Origin of the sequence: Treponema denticola (assembly GCF_024400535.1) — a bacterium.
GTDB lineage: Bacteria > Spirochaetota > Spirochaetia > Treponematales > Treponemataceae > Treponema_B > Treponema_B denticola_C.
Map to the genome: position 1 here is coordinate 1,066,430 of NZ_CP038800.1, position 20,971 is coordinate 1,087,400.

A 20,971-nucleotide genomic window follows, 5' to 3' on the forward strand; every position below is an offset into this window, starting at 1 on the left:
TTATGAAAAAATATGCTTTAACATTATTGTTTTTATTTGTTGTAAGCTTTGCAGCTTTTTCTCATGCAATGTTTTTGGACCTCGTAGAACCGGGAGTTTTTCAGGTTGAGTACGATGGCGGAGGCTTTACCCCCGGAACAAAGGTAATTCTTTATTCCGATGGAGGCTTTGATGTAATTCAAGAAGGTGTTGTAGACGATAAGGGCTTTTACCGCTTTGATCCTTCTCTTAAAGTAATGTCGGCCGAAGCTTCGGATGGGGCAGGCCATGTCGCCTATTGGGAAGCAAGCGAAGAAGAAAGCTCAAATGAAGGCGGCTCTACCGAATCCGCTTCCGGCGATTCTTCCGCAAAATCTAAAAAAATCGGAAAAACAAAGAGGCCCAGTAAGCTCCCCGCAATTTTAACCGTTTTAAATACCTGTGCCATTATTTTTCTCTTTTTTGAATTTAGAACATTTAAAAAAAAGGTCTTAGATAAAAAAGCTTAAAACAAGTGTCTAAAATATTGCTGCTCAATATTTACTGCCGTTTCTGATTTTATTCGTGCGGAGGATTTAATACCCCGACGCTCGCGTCGGGGGTGTTGATTACGAAACGGCAGAATTTATAATGTATATTGATAAATTTATATTGATAATTGACAACCGATGATTTATATTGTAGAATGAGCCATGTGCAAAATCTATGTAAAACTTGTGGATAAATGCGGATAACTAAAAATGAAATTTTACGATATAACAGATAAAAATATTCAGATATCCTTTAAGGAGGCTGTATTAAGGGGTTTTAATTCAGAGACGGGGGGCGTCTTCATGCCTGCGGAATTAGGAAAGATAAGTTCTGCTATGATTTACAAAAACCCGCCTTCTTCTTTTAGGGATATCAGCTTTGAAATTATCAAAAATTTTTGTGCAGATGAAATTCCTGATGCCGACTTAATGTCTATAATTGCTCAATTTTATCCGCATAGACTTCCTATAAACCCAATTTCGCCTACAACCTATGTGTTAGAGCTCTTTCACGGGCCTACTTATAATTATAAAGATATAGGTTCCGGTTTTTTGGCCTATCTTTTAGAGTATTTTAATCGGGATCAAGATGAAGCTCTTAATCTTATTGTCGCTGCTTCAGGTGAACGGGCCTGTTCGATTGGGGCTGCGGTTTCCAGAGTAAGCGGTGTTAATGCAATCATTTTGTATCCTAAAGACTCCTTAACGGAAATACAGGAAAATCTTCTTTCTTCAATGCCGAAAAATATTTTCACGCTTTCTGTGGACGGCTCGTTTGAAGATTGTGAAAATCTTGTGGATAAAGCTATCAGAGATGAGGATTTACTCAAAAAGTTAAAACTCGTTTCAGGCGGAGCCTTAAACATAGCCCCTATTTTACCTCAGATTGCCTTTTTTGTGTATGCAGCGCTTACGGTTTTATACCGCAGCGGTTATGATAATAAAATTGACGATCCCGCAATTATAGCCTCAGTTCCTTCAGGAAGCTTTTCAGGCCTAACTGCGGGGCTCATAGCTAAGAAGATGGGTACCCCTATAAGCGGTTTTATTTCTGCCGAAAATGAAAACCATGCTATTTCAGATTGGCTCACTCTCGGCAATTTTCAAATAAGAGAAGCTGTAAAAACAAGTACTCCGGCCTTGGACATTCCAAGTATGATCAACTTTAAGAGGATGCTCCAGATATATAGTTTTGAAGATCTTAAAAAATACATAATCCCTTATTGGCTTGATAGTACGGGTACTATATCATCTGTTCGGGCCTGTAATGATAGGACCGGTTATATAATAGATCCTTATGGAGGGATGGCATGGACTGCTTGGCAGGATATTTATCAGGGCGCTTTAAATGCTTTAAAGAGGAAAGGACTGCAGGTTGATGAATATCCCGGCATTCCCTTAAAATATGCTGATATCGATACTTGGGCATCTTCAATTCATAGAAGCAAGATGGTAGGCATTATTCTTCAGACATCTCATCCTGCAAAATTTCCTGAAATTATGAAACCTGCAATAGGAAGACTGCCTTCTTTGCCGGATAAACTTGAAAGTTTACAATACCGCTCAGGAAAAACCGTAAATATTTCTGCTTCCTATTCCGAGTTCAAAGACTGGGCCTTATCACATTAAAAAAGCAGATTAAACATAAAAGTTTAATCTGCTCTTTATTTTATCTTATCTTAGATATGCTCAAAGCGTGCCGTAAAGAAGCGGAGCTGTTTAGGTTCGTAAACGAACTTTAATCCTTTTATAACTTCCTTGTGTTTGTATAACTTAATAACTGCATCTGCTACAATGTCCATGTGTTTATAGGTATAAACACGGCGAGGGATAGTTAAGCGGACTGTTTCAAGTTTTGGTACGTGGTTTTCCCTTGTCTTAGGATCTCGTCCTGCAGAAACGATACCTCGTTCCATACTTCTAACTCCCGATTCGATATAAAGCTCTGCTGCGAGGGCCTGTGCAGGGAATTCGGTTTGTTTAAGATGAGGACAGAAGCGTCTTGCATCAAGGAATACTGCGTGTCCTCCTACGGGTTCGATAATAGGGACTCCTGCTTCCAAGAGCTTGTCGCCTAAATAGCGGACCTGCTTGATTCGGTGTTCGATATATTCAAACTGGAGGGCTTCTTTTAGACCGATAGCCATAGCTTCCATATCGCGTCCTGCCATACCGCCGTATGAAGGCATACCTTCAAATACAACAACGAATTCCTTTGCAGCTTGGAAAAGCTCTTCATCGTTCATACAGAGGAAGCCTCCGATGTTTACGATACAGTCTTTTTTACCGCTCATAGTACATCCGTCTGCATAGCTGAACATTTCTCTTACGATTTCTTTGATAGACTTGTCGGCATAACCGGCTTCTTGTTCTTTGATAAAGTAGGCGTTTTCTACGCAGCGGGTTGCATCGTAGAATACTTTGATGCCGTGTTTTTTTGTAAGCTCACGGACAGCCTTCATGTTCTTCATAGAAACGGGCTGACCGCCTGCAAGGTTTACCGTAACAGCCAAACAAACGTATGCGATGTTTTCTGCTCCCTTTTCGTTTATAAGTTTTTCAAGCTTGTTCAAGTCGATGTCGCCTTTAAAAGGAACATTTTTGCCTGCATCATGGGCATCATCGTTTATTATATCCACGAAAATACCGCCGTTTGCTTCTTGATGGTATCTGGTAGTGGTAAAATACATATTTCCGGGTACATACTGACCGGGCTTAATGGCTATCCTTGAAAGAAGGTTTTCGGCACCGCGGCCTTGATGGGTCGGTACAAGATGCTTAAAGCCGAAAATCTCTTGAACCGTTTCTTCCAAGTGATGAAAGTTGCGGCTTCCGGCATAGGCTTCATCTCCTATCATCATTCCGGCCCATTGTTTATCGCTCATTGCGTTTGTTCCGGAGTCGGTAAGAAGGTCGATATAAACATCTTCCGAATTAATAAGGAAGGTGTTATAACCGGCTTCCTTGGCAACCTTTGCTCTTTGATCCTTATCGATCATCTTAACAGTCTCTACAACCTTTATTCTAAAAGGTTCCGCAGGATAATTTTTAATATCCATAAAAGTCCTCCATCTGTTAGTTCTACAGAAAATGATATTAGGGAAAGTTTTCCCTCAGCCAATATAACACAAAGACTGGGTATTGTCTAGTTATCATAGATATGATATAAAGATTGTATGAGGTTAAAAAAATACCGGATCCTTCTATTTTTTTTATTTTCTCTTGAACTTTTTTCTGATGATGATGGGGAAAAAGAAAGGATAAATTCCGAACCTCAAACGATATTGGAAGAAGCAAATAATTATTTTTCCGATATTGTTTGGACTGAGTCTGAAAGTATTTTTGTCCCGTCGATGGCTGAACCTTTTATGATCGATGAAATTATTCCCGATAATTTGACTTCATATTCCGATACGGATTTGCATGATAGTTTATATCCTTATTTGGAAGGTCTTGGAATTTTGGACTATACCGGTATTGAAAGATCCGTTTTAACATTTTTAAATACTTTATCTTCACAATTAAAAGAAAGCAAGCTTGACCCTCTTCTATGTTCAAAAGAAAAACCTTTTTTACCCTATCTTATCAACTACAGGCTGGACTCCCTTAAACCTGTAATTTCCGTTTTTTTTTCCCGTCCCGAAAATCAAGGCGATCAAAAACCAAAAGCCTTGTTTAGGTGCAATATTAAAGGTGAAGAAAAAGTCTTTTACCGCATTATCGAAATAGTTTTAATCTATATGGATGAAAAGTGGTATGTCGATTCCTTTGATATTATTGGAGACGAATATGAATAAAGCTCTCAATAGAATCGAATATGAATATATTTTTGACACTTTTTTAAGAGAAAAACCGCCTTTAACTTTATTATGCAATAATAAGTTTATAGAAGTGGATTCTTTTTTCTATAAAGTCATAGGCGAATTCGTTTTTTTTAAAGCCGATGGGGTAAAAACTAAGGATGAGTTAAAGGTCTTTTTTAATCATAGAAATAGGCCATTGTATTTTTTTAGCCGAGCCGAAAAAAAAGAAGGGGCTTTAGCCTTTAAAATTTCCGATAAGTTTTATAAATATGATGATAATTTTGCAAGGAATAAACCTCATATTCTTTTATGGAATTCCAAAGGTTTTAAACTATCGGCTGATATTTCAGAAAATTTTCCGCTTAGTTTTCCATTTCCTCCTATTGTAGAGGATGAGGAGGCCGAAAGTTTTTTTCTATTCCGCTCAAAAATTTCGTCCTCAATGAAGCTCAATCCTGATAAAATCCCCACGGCCTTTTTTTATCGGCTTTATATTTCTGCCTGTAAAAGCGGTATACCGGAGCTTGAGCCTTGTCTTCTATATATAGATTCCGAGTTTATTCTTATTTTTTGCTCTGAAAAAAAAATAGAACCCATTTCCGTCCAAGTATCGGCTCAAACCGAAATCAATTTCGGGCACAGAAGAATAAATCTTTTGTCCGTATATTCTTTCTTTTTGCCTATATCCAGTCCTAAGTCAACAGACGAAAGGCAGGGGCTCTTATGCCTTTTGATTAAAAATATTCAAGAAGAAGATAAGCGCTTTTTACATGAAAAAGCGCATTCAAGCCGATACGGATATCCCGAATAAACTTGAGTTTATATCGAAATGCCGTGCTTTTTTTGAGGGTATTTTTTTAACATTGCAACGCCGTTTTTCTTCTTGTTAAAAATAAAGCCTCCGTCCCAATATTCGAGGGCTGCAAAGAGGGCGTTTCCTCCATCATATTCATCGCTTTTGTCCGTTCTAAAAGAAACATAGGCTCCAAGGTTTGCAAAGTCCTGATTATGCAGACACTCTAAGCGTTTTCTATTGAATTCATTCCATTTATCTATTTCTTTAAATCCTTCTCCCTCATCCTCAACTATTAGGTGGGCATGGGTAGAGCTGAAGTCATACCAAACTTTTACCTTTTTTGAGGGGTTACATCTGTTTCCGTGTTTTACGGCATTTTTAATAATTTCACTTATTTGCTGTTCTAAGAGGTTTATTCCTTTTATTTCTAAGGGAGCTGATTGTACGATTAAAAGTGTAAAATATCTTATTTGCCTAAAATCTGACGGAAATTCTTTGTATAACATTCCGGTTTTATCAAATAATGGACTCTTTTCGTCAACTTTAAGTTCTTTTATAATATTCATATTTTAATCCTCCGTTTTAGTTTTCCATTTTTTGTAAAGCTTCTTCTAAACTATTGGTTATGGGAAAATAGCCCATCAGTTTAGTCAGCTCTATAACTTTTTTCACGGATCCGTGAATGTTGGTTATAAAGAGCCTTAAATTCATCTTTTTTACGGTAGAGCATATATAAATCAAAGCGCCTATTCCTGAAGAGTCTATATAGTCGACATCTTCGAGATTAATTATCATACATTTTATTTGGCGCTCTATCATTTTCATGACAAGCTCCTTTAATCTGTATGAATTGTATAAATCCATTTCACCGCTCACATCAATAATGTAAACTTCTTTGTTTTTTCGGATTTTCAGTTCCATAACAATCTCCTTAACAACCTCTTTATTATCATCTAGCCTTGATAATCAGCAATGTGCGATCATCATGAGTTGGGGCTTTTCCTATAAACGAAATCATATCGCGTTTTATCTTATTTGCTATATCTTTTGAAGGAGCGGTATGATTATCTGCTATCAACTGGGCAAGTCTTGTCTCTCCATACTGTTCACCGGATGTGTTAAGACTTTCTATAATTCCGTCGGTATATAGTGCCGCTACATCTCCGCTATCAAAAGGAATTTTTATGCTTTTATAAATTGACCTTATATCAATGCCTATTGGGTCGGTTTTTTGCTGAAATAATTCTATCTTATTTTTTTGTTTCCTCCAGATCATCATTGCCTGATGACCTGCCCCTATAAATTCTATTTGTTTGGTTTTTGTTTCGTATGATACAAGAGAAATGCTTGCAAAGTGGTCAATATCTATTTTCCCTGTTATACCTTTATTAAGCCAGTCTAAAATAGCCTCAGTATTTTGGTCGGTATTTGTTATAAGGTATAGGATAGCCCTTATCATAATCATGATAATAGCAGACTGAATACTTTTTCCTGCAACGTCAGCAAGAACAATAAATATCCTGTTTTGCTGTACGATTACATCATAATAATCGCTGCATATACCTCTTTCCTGTAAAAAATACTCTCCGATTTCTAAGCCCGGAATCTTTTTTAAATTTTTAGGTAAAAGAATTTCCTGTATTTTAGCTACAGTATCGGTTATATTTTCAATTTCGGCATGTTCGGATGCTTCAGATATATTTAAAGTCAAATTTATTATTTCAGCTGCAAATCCTGCCAAGTTTTCTCCAATTTCCGCTTCTTTTTCAGAAAAAGGTTTTCTGTCGGCATTGCGTGATACGGCTGCAACACCGAATACAACAGTATTAACTATAAGAGGGAAAAATATAAGACTGCCGTGCTGTAAAAACTTTTCATTTCCGTTTTGAGGCAATAAGGAGCTTTCTTTTCCGTTTTTTATAAGTAAAGTTTTTCCGCTTGAGGCCACTTCGGTAAATATAGATTCTCCCATCTCAAACCGTGCATGCTTAAAGTTGGAAACTACATAATCCTCTTTTCTTACAAGATCATCGGGCAATTTATACGGCGGGGGAAAATTTCCTGATATGGCTTTTACAGCTAAAACGTCTTCAAAGCTTTGTACTGCAAGGACTACGGCTCCGTCTGCCGTCATTTCCGTCAAAAAAGACTCTGCAATATATGAAAACATTTCAGTTGATATATCTTTTTTCCCTAGGACCAAACCGTTTGTCTTTTGCAAGAGATTCCGTGCCGTTGACAAAAGTTTACGGGCTCTTAATGAGTCCTCCGAAGGGAGGTTTTGTAATTCTTTAATATATGCTGCATTAGCTCTTTCTTTTTTCAGCTTTTCGGTTTGGTCTTCTAAAAAGGCTTTTTCCGATAGAAATAAGTAGATCATAAGAATAATTGAAGCTGCTGCTGATCCTGCATAAAATATTATATATGTTTTAAAAAAAGCTGACACAGCTGCCGAGATACTTATTATGCAGGCTGACATTAGGATTGAATTTATTAAAAGTGCAAAAGCCCTCATCCCAGCCTTTTTTTTATTTATAAATGTCATCCTTATAGCTATAAAGAGCACCAAAATAGTTAAGACCGAAAGAGTAATTAAGCCATAAAAATCAAGAGAGTCAATTTCTTTCATTAGGCTAATTCTATCATTTATATACAATATCGTCAAGATTTATTTTCAAAACAATGAAAACAATTTGAATTTTTAAGCTAGCTGTTAAGTTCTAAAATATGCCGGCTGTACGCATTAATTATCTCGGCGTTTTTGTATTTTGTACTTCGAGTCTGCTGAGAGTCATAGATATGCACCTGACCGTGTATTATATATTTAGGTTTAAAAAAGTTTATGAATTTAGTAAAACATTCAAAACGCAGCTGTTTATTTTCTTCTTTTTCTTCACCCAATATGGGAGGACTGTGGGTTACTAAAATATCAAGATAGCGGCCGTATTTTATTTTATTTAACAGCAACGCCGGTATCATGCGTGAAAGTTTACGCTTCATTTGTCTTTCGGTAAACTGATTTTTTCCGTCATTGCGTTTTTTTGCACCTGAAATGCCGGCAAGGATTATATTTTCATATTTGCAGCTTTTAAAACCTATATAAGTGCCCTTATTGCTTTTTATTTCATTGACTTTTTTAAAAATATTAATTTCGTCCCCATTTGATTTTTCAGCCATTTCAGGATGATAATGAGTGAGGGCTTTTAGATTGTGGCTTCCAAAAACAAAGAAAAGGGGCTTGTTTAAGGCATTTTGTACAAAATCCAAGTATTCAATAGGTAGATCTCCAGCCGATATTATAAAATCTACATCTCCGTATTTTTCTTTTACATTTTTGCTGTAAATAACCGGATCAATTTGATCTGAAATGCATAGTATTTTTTTCATCATCCTTTTCCTAAAACGTAAATTTTACCTTTTCTACAATCCTTTCAAGTTTTTGTCTATCAATGAGGTTAAAAGGTCTGTTTTCTGCAAATTTTATAGCATCCGGTGAAAAATTTCCTGAAGTAATTATATGCGATGTAACTACGGCTTGTTTTTTCATTTCCTCATGAACTGATCGTAAAAAAGCTTCGGTTATAGTACTTCCATCCCTCGCGAAAATAAGAAGCTGAGGTTTTTTCCTTGTGTTTAACCATTGTTCAGAGCCTTTTTCTACCGCAAGTATGCTGCATCCTATCTTAATCTCTTTTACAGCTTGAACGGGGTAATCGAAATATTGCTCCGTGATATTGCGGCACATTTGGAAGAATTCTTCTTTAACTAAAGTTAAATATTCTTTCATGTGATCGTTTGTTCTCAAATCGGAATATTCTGCAAGTTTTTTGGCTGTATCGCGGAATTTAGAGTTTACGGCACTTATTGCTTCCCATTCTTCTATAGCTTTATCAATATTTCTTTGTTTTTCATAACAATCGGCTAAAAGATATCTGGAATAGAGCACTTCTGGAGCCGATGCTTGTTTTGAAGATTTAATGGCTCTTGAAAATTCAAATTCGGCTTTTTCAAGGCTGTTGGTCTCTAAATAACAGCAGCCTCTTTCAAAAAAGCATTTTGTTCTAATTTCCTGTTTTCTTGCTGCCTTTTCTAGGGCTGCCAGAGCTTGAGCATAGTTTTTTTTGCTTTTTAAGATTCTGCCATGGTAATAGAGGGTTTCACTATTATCCGGTGCCAGTTTTAAGGCCGTGGCAATCGCCTTTTCCGCTTCAGGAATCTGGTTTGCCTTAAAGAGCAAAAGCCCTAATGAAGCGTAGGCTTCGGCAAAGCGTGAGTCTATTTCTATAGTTTTTTGAAAGTAAGCAATTGCTTGATCGGACATATTTTTGTTTTCATAAATTTGTCCTGCCTGAAAATAATATTTAGGATTTTTTGGGTCTTTTTTATTTAGAAGAATAAATTCTTTTAAAGCTTCGTCCGGCTGCTGGAATTTTAAATATAAATCTGCTATAATAGACCTGAATTCGATTTCGGTTGCAATATTATTAAATACGGCCGTTTTATTTAAGGTTTTGAATTCGATGAATGCAAGGTCGCTTTTTTTGTCTGCAAGGTAAGCTTTACCCAATAAGTATCTGGCTTCCGAATCTCTTGGGTTCTTTGAAAGAATTGCTTTTGCATCTTTAATGGCGGCTGCGTATTTTCCGGATTTTATGTTTTTTTCAACTTTTGAGATTTTCTTAGGTGAAATAACCGATTTTAACACAAATAAAACGAGAAAGATGACACTTAGGCCGAGTATAACAATCAAGGTAATAGTTAATGATGACATAACTATATGGTATAGCTTTTGGGGGGGAATGTCAAATATGAAAATGCATTTTTACCGATTAAAATTCAACAAAAACGTTTTTTTTGTAATTTTTTTGTCTTTTTTTTCATCTCTTTTTGCTGTTGATTATTTTGAAGAAGGGAAAAGATTTTTAACTGAAGATAAGCCCGAAAAAGCGGTTTCAGCTCTTTTTAAGGCCTCTCAGGAGGAAGGACGTCCTAGTTCCGTTTATCTTTATCTTGGAGTGGCATATTTTAGAATAAGGAAATATAACGAGGCCTTAAACTATTTTTTACAGGGAAAAGATCAGGATATGCTTAATGATTACCTATACTATTACAATATAGGTAATGTTTATTTTTTACAAAATAGATTTGATGCTTCCGAATCGGCGTATAACGAAGCTGTTTTAAAAAACGGTATATATGCACCTGCTTTTTTAAATAGGGCTAATGCAAGGGTGAAGCTGGAGAACCATGAGGGTGCTTTACAAGATTATAAAATTTATTTAAACTTAAACCCTGAAACAATCCAGAGACCGTCGATAGAAAAAATGATAGGTCTTTTGGAAGGCATTACCGAAGAAGCTGAAAAAGCCAAGGCTTTGGCTGAAGCAAAAAAAGCTGCGGAAGAAGCAGAACGTCTAGCAGCCGAAGAAAGGTATAAAAAACTTATGGATGAAGTAAATTCAAATTTATCTTCGGTTGATAATGCAGACTCCGTATCGGCAGGTGCTGACGATACAATAGATTATTCGGAGGAAAACGAACTTGACTGATTTTCAAAAATTTTTTATAGGTATTTTATCGGGCATTTTGTTGGCTGTTTTGGTTATTGTAGGTATTTTATTCTTTACAAAGACTAATCCCGCAAATTCTAACACATTAGAAACGGAAACGGCTGCAAAAATTGAGGCTGAAAGAGCTGAACTTGCTAGGCTTGAAGAAAAACGGGCTAAGATAGAAGCCGAGATAGAAAAAGCCAAAAAAGAAGGCGAAAAAGAACTCGCTATTTTGGAAACAGAGCCGCTTAAACAAGCCGAAGAGCTTAATAAAAATCTTACAGCTAATTCCAGTGCAGCAGAAAAAGAAAAACAAGCGGCTGAAGCTGAAAAGGAAAAGAAGGCCGAGGAAGCCTTAAAAAGAGCAGAAGAGGCAAAGAAACGACAGGAAGAATTGATTAAACAGCAAAAATCTTTAAAAGAAGCCGAGGCTAAGAAAAAAGAAGATATAGAAAAAATTGAGAAGGAAAAGCTTGAGGCTGATCGTAAGGCAAAGCTGGCTGCTGAACAAAAGGCAAAAGATGATGCTAAGAAGCTTGAAGAAGCCCGCAAAAAGGCCGCCCTTGATGCTCAAAAAGCTGCAGAGGCTGAGAAGCAAAGACTGGAGGAAGAAAGAAAAAAAGCTGCTATTGATGCCCAAAAAGCGGCCGAAGCCCAAAAAGCTGCAAAAGAAAATACAGATGCAAGGCTGAGAGCTCAGTTGGAAGAGGCAGTCCGTTTGATTTCAGATGGAATTACCTTTTTACAAAACGGAAATCTTAATTCGGCTCTTACTTCTTTTTCAAAAGCTTCAGCAATATTGCCTGATTCTGAAGTTGCACATAATGCAAAAAGCTTTCTTGATATGGCATCATCTTTAAATGATTTTAGTTTAAAGAAAGCTGATTCGGCAGATGCTGAAAAAGCCATTTCGGCTGCTGATGAATATATAAGAAAATCGGTAAATCTTGACGGTCAAAATGCGAAATCTCATTATGTTTACTCTCAGATTGCAGATGCACAAAAGAAATCTCAAGTAGCTCTTGTAGAATTGGAAAAAGCCCAAAGTCTGGATCCGGATAATTATGTATATAATTATGAGCTGGGTAAAAAATATTATGCAGGCGGGCATTATCAAAAAGCACGTAATTGTTTTGAGCGAAGTATAAAATCAAATCCTCAATTTGATAACGCTTTTTTTAACCTTGGAATGACATATAGAAAGCTTGGTTTGGATAACGATGCCTTTAAAGCTTTTTCTTCAGCAGTAAAAATCAAACCGGATTATGTAAAAGCCTTTTTGGAAATGGCCAGAATAAAAAAATCTCAGCGTAAATTTGACCAAGCAATTGAAAATTATAAAAAGGCCGTTTCCTATGAACCTGCAAACCTTCCTGCTTTGCGTGAGATGGCTCAAGTTTATGCAGAGCTTGGGGAAAACAGCTTGGCAGAGCGTTATTTTAAGGAAGCTATTACCCTTGGAGAAGAAGATGCTATCACCTATTATAATTTAGCAACAGTACAAGTTGATTTAGGAAAGAATGGGGAAGCTTTGAATAATGCCGAAAAAGCTTATAATTTAAAACCTTCAGATGCTCGTGTATTATATACTTACGGTCTGGCATTTGAAAAAAATGGAAAAAAATCCGAAGCCTATGATTATTATAGACAGGCTGTTTCTTTAAATAAGAATTATGCAAAGCCTAGAATAAATTTGGGACGAATGTATTTGGATGATGGGAAATTAAATGAAGCTGAAGAAAGCCTTTTAGCTGCTTACCGGATGGAACCGAATAATTTTGAAGTAAACACAAATTTAGGCAAACTATATGGTTTGCAGGGGGAATATAATAAGTCTGTAAATCACTATTTGAATTCAGTTAAAAGCCAGCCTTTAAATATTACTGCAAAACAAAACCTTGCAGCTGCTTATATTTCAGCAGATTTAAAAGAAAAAGCTGTAGGTGTTTATGAGCAAATCATAAAAGTAGATGCTAAAAATTGGGCTGCTTATCATGAACTAGGTAAACTCTATATAAGCTTAGACAAAAAGGCCGATGCAAAACTTATTTTAGAAAGTTTATTGAATAAAAATCCTAACTATCCAAAGGCCGGAGAAATTAGATCTATGCTTTCTTCCATTTAATAAAATAATAATCAGTAAACTAAAAAGCTGTTTAAAGCAAGCGGCTTTTTAGTTTTCAAATATTTTTTTCTTTTAGTAAAATGCCGATATATAAATTAGGCTATAGAATTTTTCATAAAATTATGATAGACTGAAAAATATTATCGGTATTTTTTATTATATTATATAAAAAGGAGCATTTATGGCTGCAAGTGAAAAGAAGCGAATTTTAGATCTCCCATTGAAGCTTATTTTAACCCAAGAAGGCTCTACATTTTTTATAAAAAGGAATAAAAAACTCCTTAAATTTAAGCTTGCAGGAAATATTGAAGAATACGGTATTTCTCTTGAAACATTTATTCCGGAAACTATTCAACGCCTTCTTTTGGCAGATTATATCTCAAAAATTGAAATATCGAAGCCTGAATTTGTTTCTTCCCGCCAGGAGGTAATGGACCTTTCAAAGCTCATAGTCTATTCTGTTTTGTATAAACAATATGATGATTATATATTTAAGCAAATCCTAAACTCTCCGGTTATAAAAAAATGGAATCGGCAAAAACCTGCAAGTATAATTGACGAAAAAACCCATATAAACGAAAAGTATTTGGCAAATGTATTGCAGCAAAATGAAAGTATGATTTATGAAGCAAAGCAGGAGATTGTCAAACCTCTTTTTGCTTTTATAACAAAGAATAATGCCCTTTCTCCTGAAGAAAAAAATATTCAGTTCTTTTTGGCTGAAAAATTTTTAAATATGATGCGTCCCTTTACTTGGTTTATTATAACGAAATTCAGAATGCACAAAGATTTTGATCTAATCTTAAAAACAATAAGAACATCTTTAACCGAGTATATGGATAAAACAAAAATAGCCGAATACATAGCCTTGATGCTGATGGAGCTTATTATAAGTGCTGAAAATATGAATTTGCGCAAGGAGGCCTTGATTCTTTTTCCTGAACTGGAGGATCCTCAAGAAGCTTTGTTTGATCCCGAAATACGCCGCCGTCTTGTTGCGGAGCTTGAAAAAAAACAAGAGCTTGTATTTCTTTCATGGAAAATTGGAAGCGGCGGAATAGCTTCTATAGGTACTCAAGGTAAACTCCAGATTACTCTTTACAGTAAAAATGAACAGTCGGATGCGGTTAGGGCAAACTTAAATGATTTAAAGATGGCAGATGTCGATAAAAATTCTTTGATTGATTTTTACAGAGCTCTTCCGGAAGGCTCGGAAGATTTGAATTTAGGAATGTATTATATTTCATATTTAAATGATGCTTGTGAAAAAGTCAATGTCCGTTTTGAGTCTAGTGCAAACCGCTTTGAAGATACGGATTTAACTGTAATGAATATGTCCTTTATGTTTTAAAATTAAAATTCTTTTATCATAAAGCTGGTAGTGTAATGAAGAAGGCAAAAAAAAAACAAAGTTTAACGAAAACTCTTATTTTGTTTATAGGTGTTTTTTTATTTTCATGTGAGTTTAATAGTCCCGACATTCCGGATCTTTCATTTAAAATTCTAAAAATTGAGACTCAAAACTCGTCGATAGAAGAACGCCTTTCGGTTTTTTTACTGTATAAAGATGAAAACGGAAGGAATGATTATTCTTCTATAACGATTGTCCATACGGAATCAAGCCTTACATGGGTTTTACATAGGGAAAATTCTTCATTTTTTTCTTCTTCTAATTTAGGTGCTTCAGATGCCGGTAAAGTTCTTTGGGCAGGATCAAATAAAATATCTCATCCTTTAGGCAAGATTCCTCTAGGTGAATATTCTATTATTGCTGAAGATTTATCCGGAAATAGAAGCATCAAAAAAATTTCAGTCAAAGACTTTGAAGACCTTTCTTCTCTTCCTTTTTCTTTTAAAATTGAAAATAAGAGATGGAAAATTGAACCGGATCAGCTTTCAGAGTTTAAGAAGTTTTCTCTTATTTTGCTTGGTGCAGATAAGCAGCCTCTCTTTGTACAAGTATTGCCTCAGGACTCTCAATATGAAGATTCTATCGAACCCTTGCTTGAAAAATATCCCGACACCCGTTATATTCAATGTATAGCTAAAACCTCAAAAGGCGATATAGCCTATTTGACAAAGTACCATAGTTTGTACTAATATCAAAAAATGAATGAAGATATAATCTACGGCACGGATTCCGATAAAAATCAGGAAGTTCTCGAGTGCTCTAATCTTAATCCTCATTTTCGATCTATAAAAACCTTTGTTCTTAGAACAGGCCGTATGACTGATGGGCAAAGACGCAACTATGAAAATTTTTCTAAAAAATGGTGTATTCCATATTCTGAAAAAAAAATTGATTTTACGGTTCTTTTTCAAAATAATAGTCCCGTAATTATAGAAATAGGTTTCGGAATGGGGACTGCTACCGCTCAAATTGCTGAGGATAATCCCGATAAAAACTATCTCGGCATAGAAGTTTTTAAGGCCGGAGTAGGAAAACTTTTAGGGGAAATAGAAGAAAAAAAATTAAATAATTTACGGATTATCGAACATGATGCAATTGAAGTTTTAGAAAATATGATAAATGATGAATGTATTGACGGCTTTCATATTTTTTTCCCCGATCCGTGGCAAAAAAAGCGGAATCATAAAAGGCGGCTTGTAAGAAGGCCCCGAACCGATTTACTTTCAAGAAAATTAAAAAAGGGCGGCTATATTTACATGGTAACCGATTGGGAAAATTATGCAGAGGATGCCTTTGAGCAATTGAGCAAAACTCCCAATCTAAAATCCAAATACGAAAAATTTGCTCCAAGTCAAAGCTGGCGCCCTACAACAAAGTTTGAAAAAAAGGGCTTAAAAAAAGAACACATCATAAATGAGCTTATATTCGAAAAAGATTAAGCAGTTTTGAAACTTGGAGGTGTGATATGGGGGCAAATTCTTTTGGGCGTTTTTTTACCTTGACAACTTTTGGAGAAAGCAGGAGTGCAGGGCTGGGGGCTGTAATTGACGGCTGCCCTGCCGGTATTCCCCTTTGTGCCGAGGATATTCAAAAAGAGCTTAACCGTAGAAGACCCGGTTCCTCAGGTCATTTTTCTACAAAACGGAATGAAGACGATATTTGCGAAATTCTATCCGGCGTTTTTGAAGGCAAGACTCTGGGAAGCCCTATCGCCGTTCTGGTTAGAAACAAAGAAACCTCCTCTAAGGATTATGAAAACTTAAAAGATGTTTACCGTCCGGGGCATGCCGATTATGCTTATGATGTAAAATACGGGCATCGGGATTACCGAGGCGGCGGCCGATCTTCCGGACGGGAGACGATAGGCCGGCTTATTGGCGGAGCTGTTGCAAAAAACATGCTCGAAGCCTTTGCTATAAAGGCCGGTAAAAAGCCCATTGCGGTGCAGGTAAGAGCCGAAGAAATTGCAGGTCTTAAAACAGGCCTTCCTCTTAAAGAAGATGATGCTCTGCCTGAGCCGATTTTTAAAAGGTTAAGCAATTTGGCTTCTAATGGGGATTCGGCCGGCTGTGTCTTATCCTGTTCTGTTTTAAATGTTCCCGATGGGCTCGGCTCCCCTGTTTTCGGCAAGCTTGATGCGGTTTTGTCCCAAGCCTTAATGTCGATAGGTGCTGTCAAAGGCATAGAAATCGGGGGAGGCTTTTACTCGGCTTCCATTACAGGCAGCGAGAATAATGATATTTCAAAAAATTATTCAGGGGGGATTTTGGGCGGTATTTCCTGCAATATGGACTATCCTTTAAATTCCAATTATAAAGGAAAACGAAAAGATGAGAACTTATGCCGTATAGATATGAGGCTTGCCGTAAAGCCTGTTCCGTCAATAAAAATGAACCAAACCTCCTTTAACAAAAGAGGGGAGAAATGTATGCTTTCTGTCAGAGGAAATCACGACATCTGTCTTTTTCCTCGCATTGTGCCTGTTGTTGAAGCAATGTGTTATTTAGTTCTTGCAGATGCTTTTCTGGTCTCAAAAATAGAAAGATTTTAGCGTTATCAAGAAATTAGGAAAAACCAATAAAAAAAGGCACTCATTTGAGTGCCTTTAAATTTAGCTAGCGGCAATAGGGCTTGAACCTATGACCTAACGGATATGAGCCGTTTGCTCTGCCAACTGAGCTATACCGCCATAAGAGTCTTGAGTATATAAAAAATATACATTTATGTCAAGCCCTAATTTAGAAATCTAAGCTTAAAACTTTAAATATCGAAATAATTTTAGGATTTATATCTTTATACAAAAAGATAGCTTCCCTGTCTTCAGGTTTAACCCCTTTAAGGGCTCTGAGTTTTTTCATTAGGTCTGGGTCCGTGTTTTTTGTCGCATATATCGCGCCGATATCAACCAGTTTTTTACTTACGATAAGTTCTCCGCCCGCTGCAAGGTTTTGAAGACGGCAGGCAAGATTTATGCCGTAACCTACATAATCTCTATATTTTAATTGAGATGCTTCTGCCGAAATTTCATATTTGTATACTTTATCGAGTACTAAAGCACCTCCGATTGCCAGATTTCCGTAGGGTTTAAATAATTCCTCTCTTGTAAATTCGGCATATGTAGTAAAAACCGTGACGGCTTCTTTTATTGCAACCCCATCCAATTTATCCCATATAACTAAGGCTCCATCTCCAAGCAGTTTATAATACGAACAATTATAGCCGAATTGATTAAGGCAGGAAAGGAAGTTAGATGTAAAAGATTTAATTAGACCGAAAACAACTGTTTCGTCATTATTACACATAAAATCGCTAAAGCCGCGTACATCTATACAAAGGATAAGAGAATGCGGTCTTGTTTCACCGAGGTATACATTATCAAATATATCTATGGGACCTTTTTTTAAGGCTTCCAATGTAAGCGAATCAAGTTCAACCGTGTCCTTGCCTGATGCATTTATCCCTAATTCTGAAATTATATCATCACTCATGAAAGCATTGTAATATATATTTAAAAAAATAGCAAGGTAATTTTTATGATTTTAGAAGAATAAAAATTTTAAAAGAAAATAAAAAAAGACCGTTATGTTAAACATCATAACGGTCTCTATTCCCGCATACAGTTTACTAAAATTTTTTAGTACATTCCCGCATAGGGTAAGCTAAAAGTTTAATACATGCCCGCATACAGTAGGCTTAAGTTTTTTAATACATGCCCATGCCGCCCATATCGGGTGAAGGCATTGCAGGTCCGGCTGCTTTTTCAGGGATATCGGTAATTGCACATTCGGTTGTCAGCAACAGGCTTGCAATTGAGGCTGCGTTCTGCAAGGCGGAACGGGTAACCTTGGCAGGGTCGATGATACCGGCTTTTACCATATCCGTCCATTCCATCTTAGCGGCATCGAAGCCTATGCCTTTCTTTTCCTTAGCCTTTTCCGCAATAACGGCTCCATCCAAACCGGCATTTTCTGCAATTTGGCGGATAGGTTCTTCGAGGGCTCGTTTTACAATCTTAAAGCCTACTTTTTCATCCTCTGTAAGAGAGCTCATATCGGCCTTTTCTAAGGCTGCAATGGCCTGAATCATTGCAAGACCGCCTCCTGCAACAATACCTTCTTCGATAGCGGCTCTTGTTGCCGAAAGAGCGTCTTCAACTCTGTGCTTTTTCTCTTTCATTTCAACTTCGGTTACGGCACCGATCTTGATAACGGCAACACCTCCTGAAAGCTTAGCCAATCTTTCTCTTAGTTTTTCGCTGTCATATTCCGAATCGGTAGCATCAAGCTGGGCCTTGATCTGGGAAACTCTGTCTTTAATATCCTTGGATTTGCCGGCTCCATCGATAATCATAGTGTTGTCTTTATCGATTTTTATACTTTTTGCCTGACCCAACATTGAAATTTGAGCTGCTTCAAGTTTAAAGCCTAATTCTTCCGAAACAACCTGTCCGCCCGTTAAAACGGCTATGTCTTCAAGCATTTCCTTTCTTCTGTCACCGAAACCGGGGGCCTTAACTGCACAGGTCTTTAATGCACCTCTGAGGCTGTTTACAACCAATGTTGCGAGGGCTTCGCCTTCTACATCTTCTGCGATAATTAAAAGAGGGCGGCCTGACTGGGCTACCTGCTCCAAGAGGGGGAGAAGATCCTTCATTGTAGAGATTGATTTATCGTAGATGAGGATGTAGGGATTTTCAAAAACAGTTTCCATTCTGTCTCTGTCGGTTACAAAGTAAGAAGAAATATATCCCCTGTCGAACTGCATACCTTCTACATAGTCCGTAACGGTTTCCATTGTCTGGGCTTCACCTACATCGATAACGCCGTCCTTTCCTACCTTGGCGATAGCATCGGCGATGATTTTACCGATTTCCGCATCATTGTTTGCAGAAACGGAGGCAACGTGGGCAACTTCTTCCGAGCCCTTAATTTCTTTTGAATTTTTTTGAATATCTTCAACGGCAATAGCTACAGCCTTGTCGATACCGCGTTTTAATTCAAGCGGAGTCATTCCGGCAGCTACAGCCTTTAAGCCTTCTTTTACCATGGAGTATGCAAGAACGGTAGCTGTTGTGGTTCCGTCACCTGCAACATCATTTGTCTTTGTTGCAACTTCTTTTAAAAGCTGGGCACCCATATTTTCAAATTTGTTTTCAAGTTCGACTTCTCGTGCTACGGATACGCCGTCCTTTGTAACTGTAGGGGCACCGAAACTCTTATCTATAAGAACATTCCGTCCCTTGGGTCCGAGTGTAACCTTTACTGCATTTGAAATTTGTTCAACACCGGCAAGCAGGCTTTTTCTAGCCTCTTCATTAAACAATAATTGTTTAGCCATTTTAGCTCTCCTTAAGAATCTATATTAATTTAGTAATTATCGTGGATATAAGATACAAAAAAAACGGCAAAACGGCAAGAGGGTGGGGGAATTGCCTTTATGCCGTTTTCTTCTTTAATTCTTTTTGTTATTAAAAAATGCTTTTTCCAAGTTCGGCTGCAAGACTGTTGCCCCAAAAAAAGCCCTTGTCGGTAAATTTATAATTTTTGGAGCCTTCATCTTTTTTGATCAAAGTCTCTTTTTCCAATCCGGTAAGCATATCATAGATTTTATCCGACTCTTCTTTTGTCAAAAAACTTAAATCCAAAAATCCTTCTTGAAGCTGTCCTGAAAATCTTTTTATTCTGCGGTAATCTTCGCTTATCCACATACCCGAAGTTTTATCAAGGCCGTTAATTTGATCCGCAAATTTTTCTTTGTCGAGGGGATTCATTACGGCCGTATTATTTACGAAGCCTCCGGCTCCGGCTCCTACAGGAAAAATATCGCCGCCTAGGTGCCCGCTTCTGATATATTCGTAGTTGTCTCTGCCGGGTTTTACAAGTTTTGTTATCTCTAAAAAATCGTAACCTGCTTTTCGGCTCTCTTCCAAAATGGTCAAAAAGAACTCTGCATCCTGATGAAGCGTTTTTTCGGCATATTCTTCTTTATCGACACTGCGGCCTATCTTGGAAGTATCCATTACGATGAGAGAGTAAAAAGAAAAACCTGCAATATCTAAGGCAAAGGCCTTATGTAAGTCCTCCTTTAATATTTCCTTTGTTTCACCGGGATAATTATAAATAATATCGATGTTGACATTTTTAAAGCCGGTTTTAAAAGCTCGTCTCAAAAAATTTTCCGCATTTTCGCCGTTTCCGATTCTGCCCAATGTTTTTCGCCCTTCATCATTAAAGGTTTGAATACCGGCACTTATTCTGTTTAAACCGTTTTCAAAAAGGATTTTAAGCTTTTCGTCATCCAATTCCGAAACGGTAGTCTCCATCGAAATTTCGGCATCTTTTGCTATGTTAAAATTTTTTTGAAGAGCTTTAAGTATTTCGGCAAGCTGTTTTGCAGGCAGGGTCGTAGGTGTTCCGCCTCCGAAATAAACCGAATTTATGTTTGAGGTTTTTACATATTCCGTCTTACCGTAATTTTCAATCTGCCTTATCACAAGGGCGGCGTAGTCATCCGGTACCGGGTTTATTGTCCGCCTCATGCTGCAAAAGTTGCAAATTTTTTTACAATAGGGTACGTGGATGTAAATGGATTTTTTCCCGTTTTGTGTATTGGGTTCTGAAAGGGCTTTTTCCAAAGACCTCATTCCTTTTGAATATTTCATGGAACCCATTCCTGTATCGTGATGAGATTTTTTGCGGTCTTTAAATGAACAATTTAAAATATCTTCTGCAGTCATTTATAGAATGCTCCTTATGTTAATTTTAACCGGCAGATT

At 37.0% G+C, this 20,971-nt stretch carries 19 protein-coding genes and 1 tRNA gene; 10 read left to right on the forward strand and 10 right to left on the reverse strand.

Features of this window, described 5'->3' with window-relative positions:
- Nucleotides 1–2 precede the first annotated feature (2 nt).
- Together E4N78_RS04815 and E4N78_RS04820 are read left to right on the forward strand one after the other, a co-directional pair.
- The gene (locus tag E4N78_RS04815; protein ID WP_255811913.1) at nt 3–488 is read left to right on the forward strand and encodes a hypothetical protein; all 486 of its coding nucleotides are present in this window, start codon (nt 3–5) and stop codon (nt 486–488) included.
- 231 nt (nt 489–719) lie between these two features.
- Nucleotides 720–2,138, forward strand: a complete 1,419-nt coding sequence (locus E4N78_RS04820) for a PALP domain-containing protein (protein ID WP_255811914.1) — start codon at nt 720–722, stop codon at nt 2,136–2,138.
- Between the two features lie 50 nt (nt 2,139–2,188).
- On the opposite strand, the gene E4N78_RS04825 is transcribed toward E4N78_RS04820, so the two are convergent.
- A complete protein-coding gene (locus tag E4N78_RS04825; RefSeq protein ID WP_255811915.1) occupies nt 2,189–3,568 on the reverse strand; it encodes a tyrosine phenol-lyase in 1,380 nt (459 codons plus the stop codon).
- A gap of 117 nt (nt 3,569–3,685) precedes the next feature.
- Here E4N78_RS04825 and E4N78_RS04830 point away from each other — a divergent pair, with 117 nt between their 5' ends.
- Together E4N78_RS04830 and E4N78_RS04835 are read left to right on the forward strand one after the other, a co-directional pair.
- Nucleotides 3,686–4,306 carry a hypothetical protein gene (locus E4N78_RS04830; protein WP_255811916.1) on the forward strand — a complete coding sequence of 207 codons (621 nt, stop codon included), beginning with the start codon at nt 3,686–3,688 and terminating at the stop codon, nt 4,304–4,306.
- The gene (locus E4N78_RS04835) at nt 4,299–5,123 is read left to right on the forward strand and encodes a hypothetical protein (RefSeq protein WP_255811917.1); all 825 of its coding nucleotides are present in this window, start codon (nt 4,299–4,301) and stop codon (nt 5,121–5,123) included. Before E4N78_RS04830 ends, E4N78_RS04835 begins: the two co-directional genes overlap by 8 nt.
- An 8-nt stretch (nt 5,124–5,131) precedes the next feature.
- Here E4N78_RS04835 and E4N78_RS04840 read toward each other — a convergent pair whose 3' ends face one another.
- The 5 genes from E4N78_RS04840 to E4N78_RS04860 all read right to left on the reverse strand — a co-directional run bounded on the left by E4N78_RS04840 (nt 5,132) and on the right by E4N78_RS04860 (nt 9,879).
- A complete protein-coding gene (locus E4N78_RS04840; RefSeq protein ID WP_255811918.1) occupies nt 5,132–5,674 on the reverse strand; it encodes an ATP-binding protein in 543 nt (180 codons plus the stop codon).
- A 16-nt stretch (nt 5,675–5,690) separates the two neighbouring features.
- On the reverse strand, nt 5,691–6,029 hold the full coding sequence (locus E4N78_RS04845) for an anti-sigma factor antagonist (protein ID WP_255811919.1): 339 nt from the start codon (nt 6,027–6,029) through the stop codon (nt 5,691–5,693).
- Nucleotides 6,030–6,057: 28 nt separating this feature from the next.
- Nucleotides 6,058–7,737: a GAF domain-containing SpoIIE family protein phosphatase gene (locus E4N78_RS04850; protein ID WP_255811920.1), complete on the reverse strand. Its 1,680-nt coding sequence runs from the start codon at nt 7,735–7,737 to the stop codon at nt 6,058–6,060.
- 77 nt (nt 7,738–7,814) lie between these two features.
- Nucleotides 7,815–8,498 (reverse strand): metallophosphoesterase, encoded by a 684-nt coding sequence (locus E4N78_RS04855; protein WP_255811921.1) that lies wholly within the window; start codon nt 8,496–8,498, stop codon nt 7,815–7,817.
- A gap of 7 nt (nt 8,499–8,505) precedes the next feature.
- Nucleotides 8,506–9,879, reverse strand: coding sequence for a tetratricopeptide repeat protein (locus E4N78_RS04860; protein WP_255811922.1), 1,374 nt, complete (start codon nt 9,877–9,879; stop codon nt 8,506–8,508).
- Between the two features lie 37 nt (nt 9,880–9,916).
- Here E4N78_RS04860 and E4N78_RS04865 point away from each other — a divergent pair, with 37 nt between their 5' ends.
- The 6 genes from E4N78_RS04865 (at nt 9,917) to aroC (ending at nt 16,747) form a co-directional block, all read left to right on the forward strand.
- Nucleotides 9,917–10,657, forward strand: a complete 741-nt coding sequence (locus E4N78_RS04865) for a tetratricopeptide repeat protein (protein ID WP_255811923.1) — start codon at nt 9,917–9,919, stop codon at nt 10,655–10,657.
- Nucleotides 10,650–12,785 carry a tetratricopeptide repeat protein gene (locus E4N78_RS04870; protein WP_255811924.1) on the forward strand — a complete coding sequence of 712 codons (2,136 nt, stop codon included), beginning with the start codon at nt 10,650–10,652 and terminating at the stop codon, nt 12,783–12,785. Before E4N78_RS04865 ends, E4N78_RS04870 begins: the two co-directional genes overlap by 8 nt.
- Before the next feature lie 181 nt (nt 12,786–12,966).
- A complete protein-coding gene (locus E4N78_RS04875) occupies nt 12,967–14,136 on the forward strand; it encodes a DUF8084 family protein (protein ID WP_255811925.1) in 1,170 nt (389 codons plus the stop codon).
- A gap of 35 nt (nt 14,137–14,171) precedes the next feature.
- Nucleotides 14,172–14,885: a hypothetical protein gene (locus E4N78_RS04880; protein ID WP_255811926.1), complete on the forward strand. Its 714-nt coding sequence runs from the start codon at nt 14,172–14,174 to the stop codon at nt 14,883–14,885.
- Between the two features lie 126 nt (nt 14,886–15,011).
- Entirely contained in the window at nt 15,012–15,635 is a 624-nt protein-coding gene (gene trmB / locus E4N78_RS04885) for a tRNA (guanosine(46)-N7)-methyltransferase TrmB (RefSeq protein WP_255812319.1), read from the forward strand.
- A gap of 26 nt (nt 15,636–15,661) precedes the next feature.
- Entirely contained in the window at nt 15,662–16,747 is a 1,086-nt protein-coding gene (gene aroC / locus E4N78_RS04890) for a chorismate synthase (RefSeq protein WP_255811927.1), read from the forward strand.
- Between the two features lie 65 nt (nt 16,748–16,812).
- Here aroC and E4N78_RS04895 read toward each other — a convergent pair.
- The 4 genes from E4N78_RS04895 to E4N78_RS04910 all read right to left on the reverse strand — a co-directional run bounded on the left by E4N78_RS04895 (nt 16,813) and on the right by E4N78_RS04910 (nt 20,932).
- Nucleotides 16,813–16,885, reverse strand: a tRNA-Met gene (locus E4N78_RS04895).
- 49 nt (nt 16,886–16,934) lie between these two features.
- Entirely contained in the window at nt 16,935–17,684 is a 750-nt protein-coding gene (locus tag E4N78_RS04900) for a hypothetical protein (RefSeq protein ID WP_255811928.1), read from the reverse strand.
- A gap of 214 nt (nt 17,685–17,898) precedes the next feature.
- Nucleotides 17,899–19,533, reverse strand: a complete 1,635-nt coding sequence (groL, locus tag E4N78_RS04905) for a chaperonin GroEL (protein ID WP_255811929.1) — start codon at nt 19,531–19,533, stop codon at nt 17,899–17,901.
- 130 nt (nt 19,534–19,663) lie between these two features.
- Nucleotides 19,664–20,932, reverse strand: coding sequence for a coproporphyrinogen-III oxidase family protein (locus tag E4N78_RS04910; protein ID WP_255811930.1), 1,269 nt, complete (start codon nt 20,930–20,932; stop codon nt 19,664–19,666).
- Nucleotides 20,933–20,971 lie beyond the last annotated feature (39 nt).

Excerpts from the sequence above, each read along its gene's own strand:
- E4N78_RS04815 (WP_255811913.1), top strand. The coding sequence starts at position 3 with ATGAAAAAATATGCTTTAACATTATTGTTTTTATTTGTTGTAAGCTTT.
- E4N78_RS04820 (WP_255811914.1), top strand. The coding sequence starts at position 720 with ATGAAATTTTACGATATAACAGATAAAAATATTCAGATATCCTTTAAG.
- E4N78_RS04825 (WP_255811915.1), bottom strand. The coding sequence starts at position 3,568 with ATGGATATTAAAAATTATCCTGCGGAACCTTTTAGAATAAAGGTTGTA.
- E4N78_RS04830 (WP_255811916.1), top strand. The coding sequence starts at position 3,686 with ATGAGGTTAAAAAAATACCGGATCCTTCTATTTTTTTTATTTTCTCTT.
- E4N78_RS04835 (WP_255811917.1), top strand. The coding sequence starts at position 4,299 with ATGAATAAAGCTCTCAATAGAATCGAATATGAATATATTTTTGACACT.
- E4N78_RS04840 (WP_255811918.1), bottom strand. The coding sequence starts at position 5,674 with ATGAATATTATAAAAGAACTTAAAGTTGACGAAAAGAGTCCATTATTT.
- E4N78_RS04845 (WP_255811919.1), bottom strand. The coding sequence starts at position 6,029 with ATGGAACTGAAAATCCGAAAAAACAAAGAAGTTTACATTATTGATGTG.
- E4N78_RS04850 (WP_255811920.1), bottom strand. The coding sequence starts at position 7,737 with ATGAAAGAAATTGACTCTCTTGATTTTTATGGCTTAATTACTCTTTCG.
- E4N78_RS04855 (WP_255811921.1), bottom strand. The coding sequence starts at position 8,498 with ATGATGAAAAAAATACTATGCATTTCAGATCAAATTGATCCGGTTATT.
- E4N78_RS04860 (WP_255811922.1), bottom strand. The coding sequence starts at position 9,879 with ATGTCATCATTAACTATTACCTTGATTGTTATACTCGGCCTAAGTGTC.
- E4N78_RS04865 (WP_255811923.1), top strand. The coding sequence starts at position 9,917 with ATGAAAATGCATTTTTACCGATTAAAATTCAACAAAAACGTTTTTTTT.
- E4N78_RS04875 (WP_255811925.1), top strand. The coding sequence starts at position 12,967 with ATGGCTGCAAGTGAAAAGAAGCGAATTTTAGATCTCCCATTGAAGCTT.
- E4N78_RS04880 (WP_255811926.1), top strand. The coding sequence starts at position 14,172 with ATGAAGAAGGCAAAAAAAAAACAAAGTTTAACGAAAACTCTTATTTTG.
- trmB (WP_255812319.1), top strand. The coding sequence starts at position 15,012 with ATGACTGATGGGCAAAGACGCAACTATGAAAATTTTTCTAAAAAATGG.
- aroC (WP_255811927.1), top strand. The coding sequence starts at position 15,662 with ATGGGGGCAAATTCTTTTGGGCGTTTTTTTACCTTGACAACTTTTGGA.
- E4N78_RS04900 (WP_255811928.1), bottom strand. The coding sequence starts at position 17,684 with ATGAGTGATGATATAATTTCAGAATTAGGGATAAATGCATCAGGCAAG.
- groL (WP_255811929.1), bottom strand. The coding sequence starts at position 19,533 with ATGGCTAAACAATTATTGTTTAATGAAGAGGCTAGAAAAAGCCTGCTT.
- E4N78_RS04910 (WP_255811930.1), bottom strand. The coding sequence starts at position 20,932 with ATGACTGCAGAAGATATTTTAAATTGTTCATTTAAAGACCGCAAAAAA.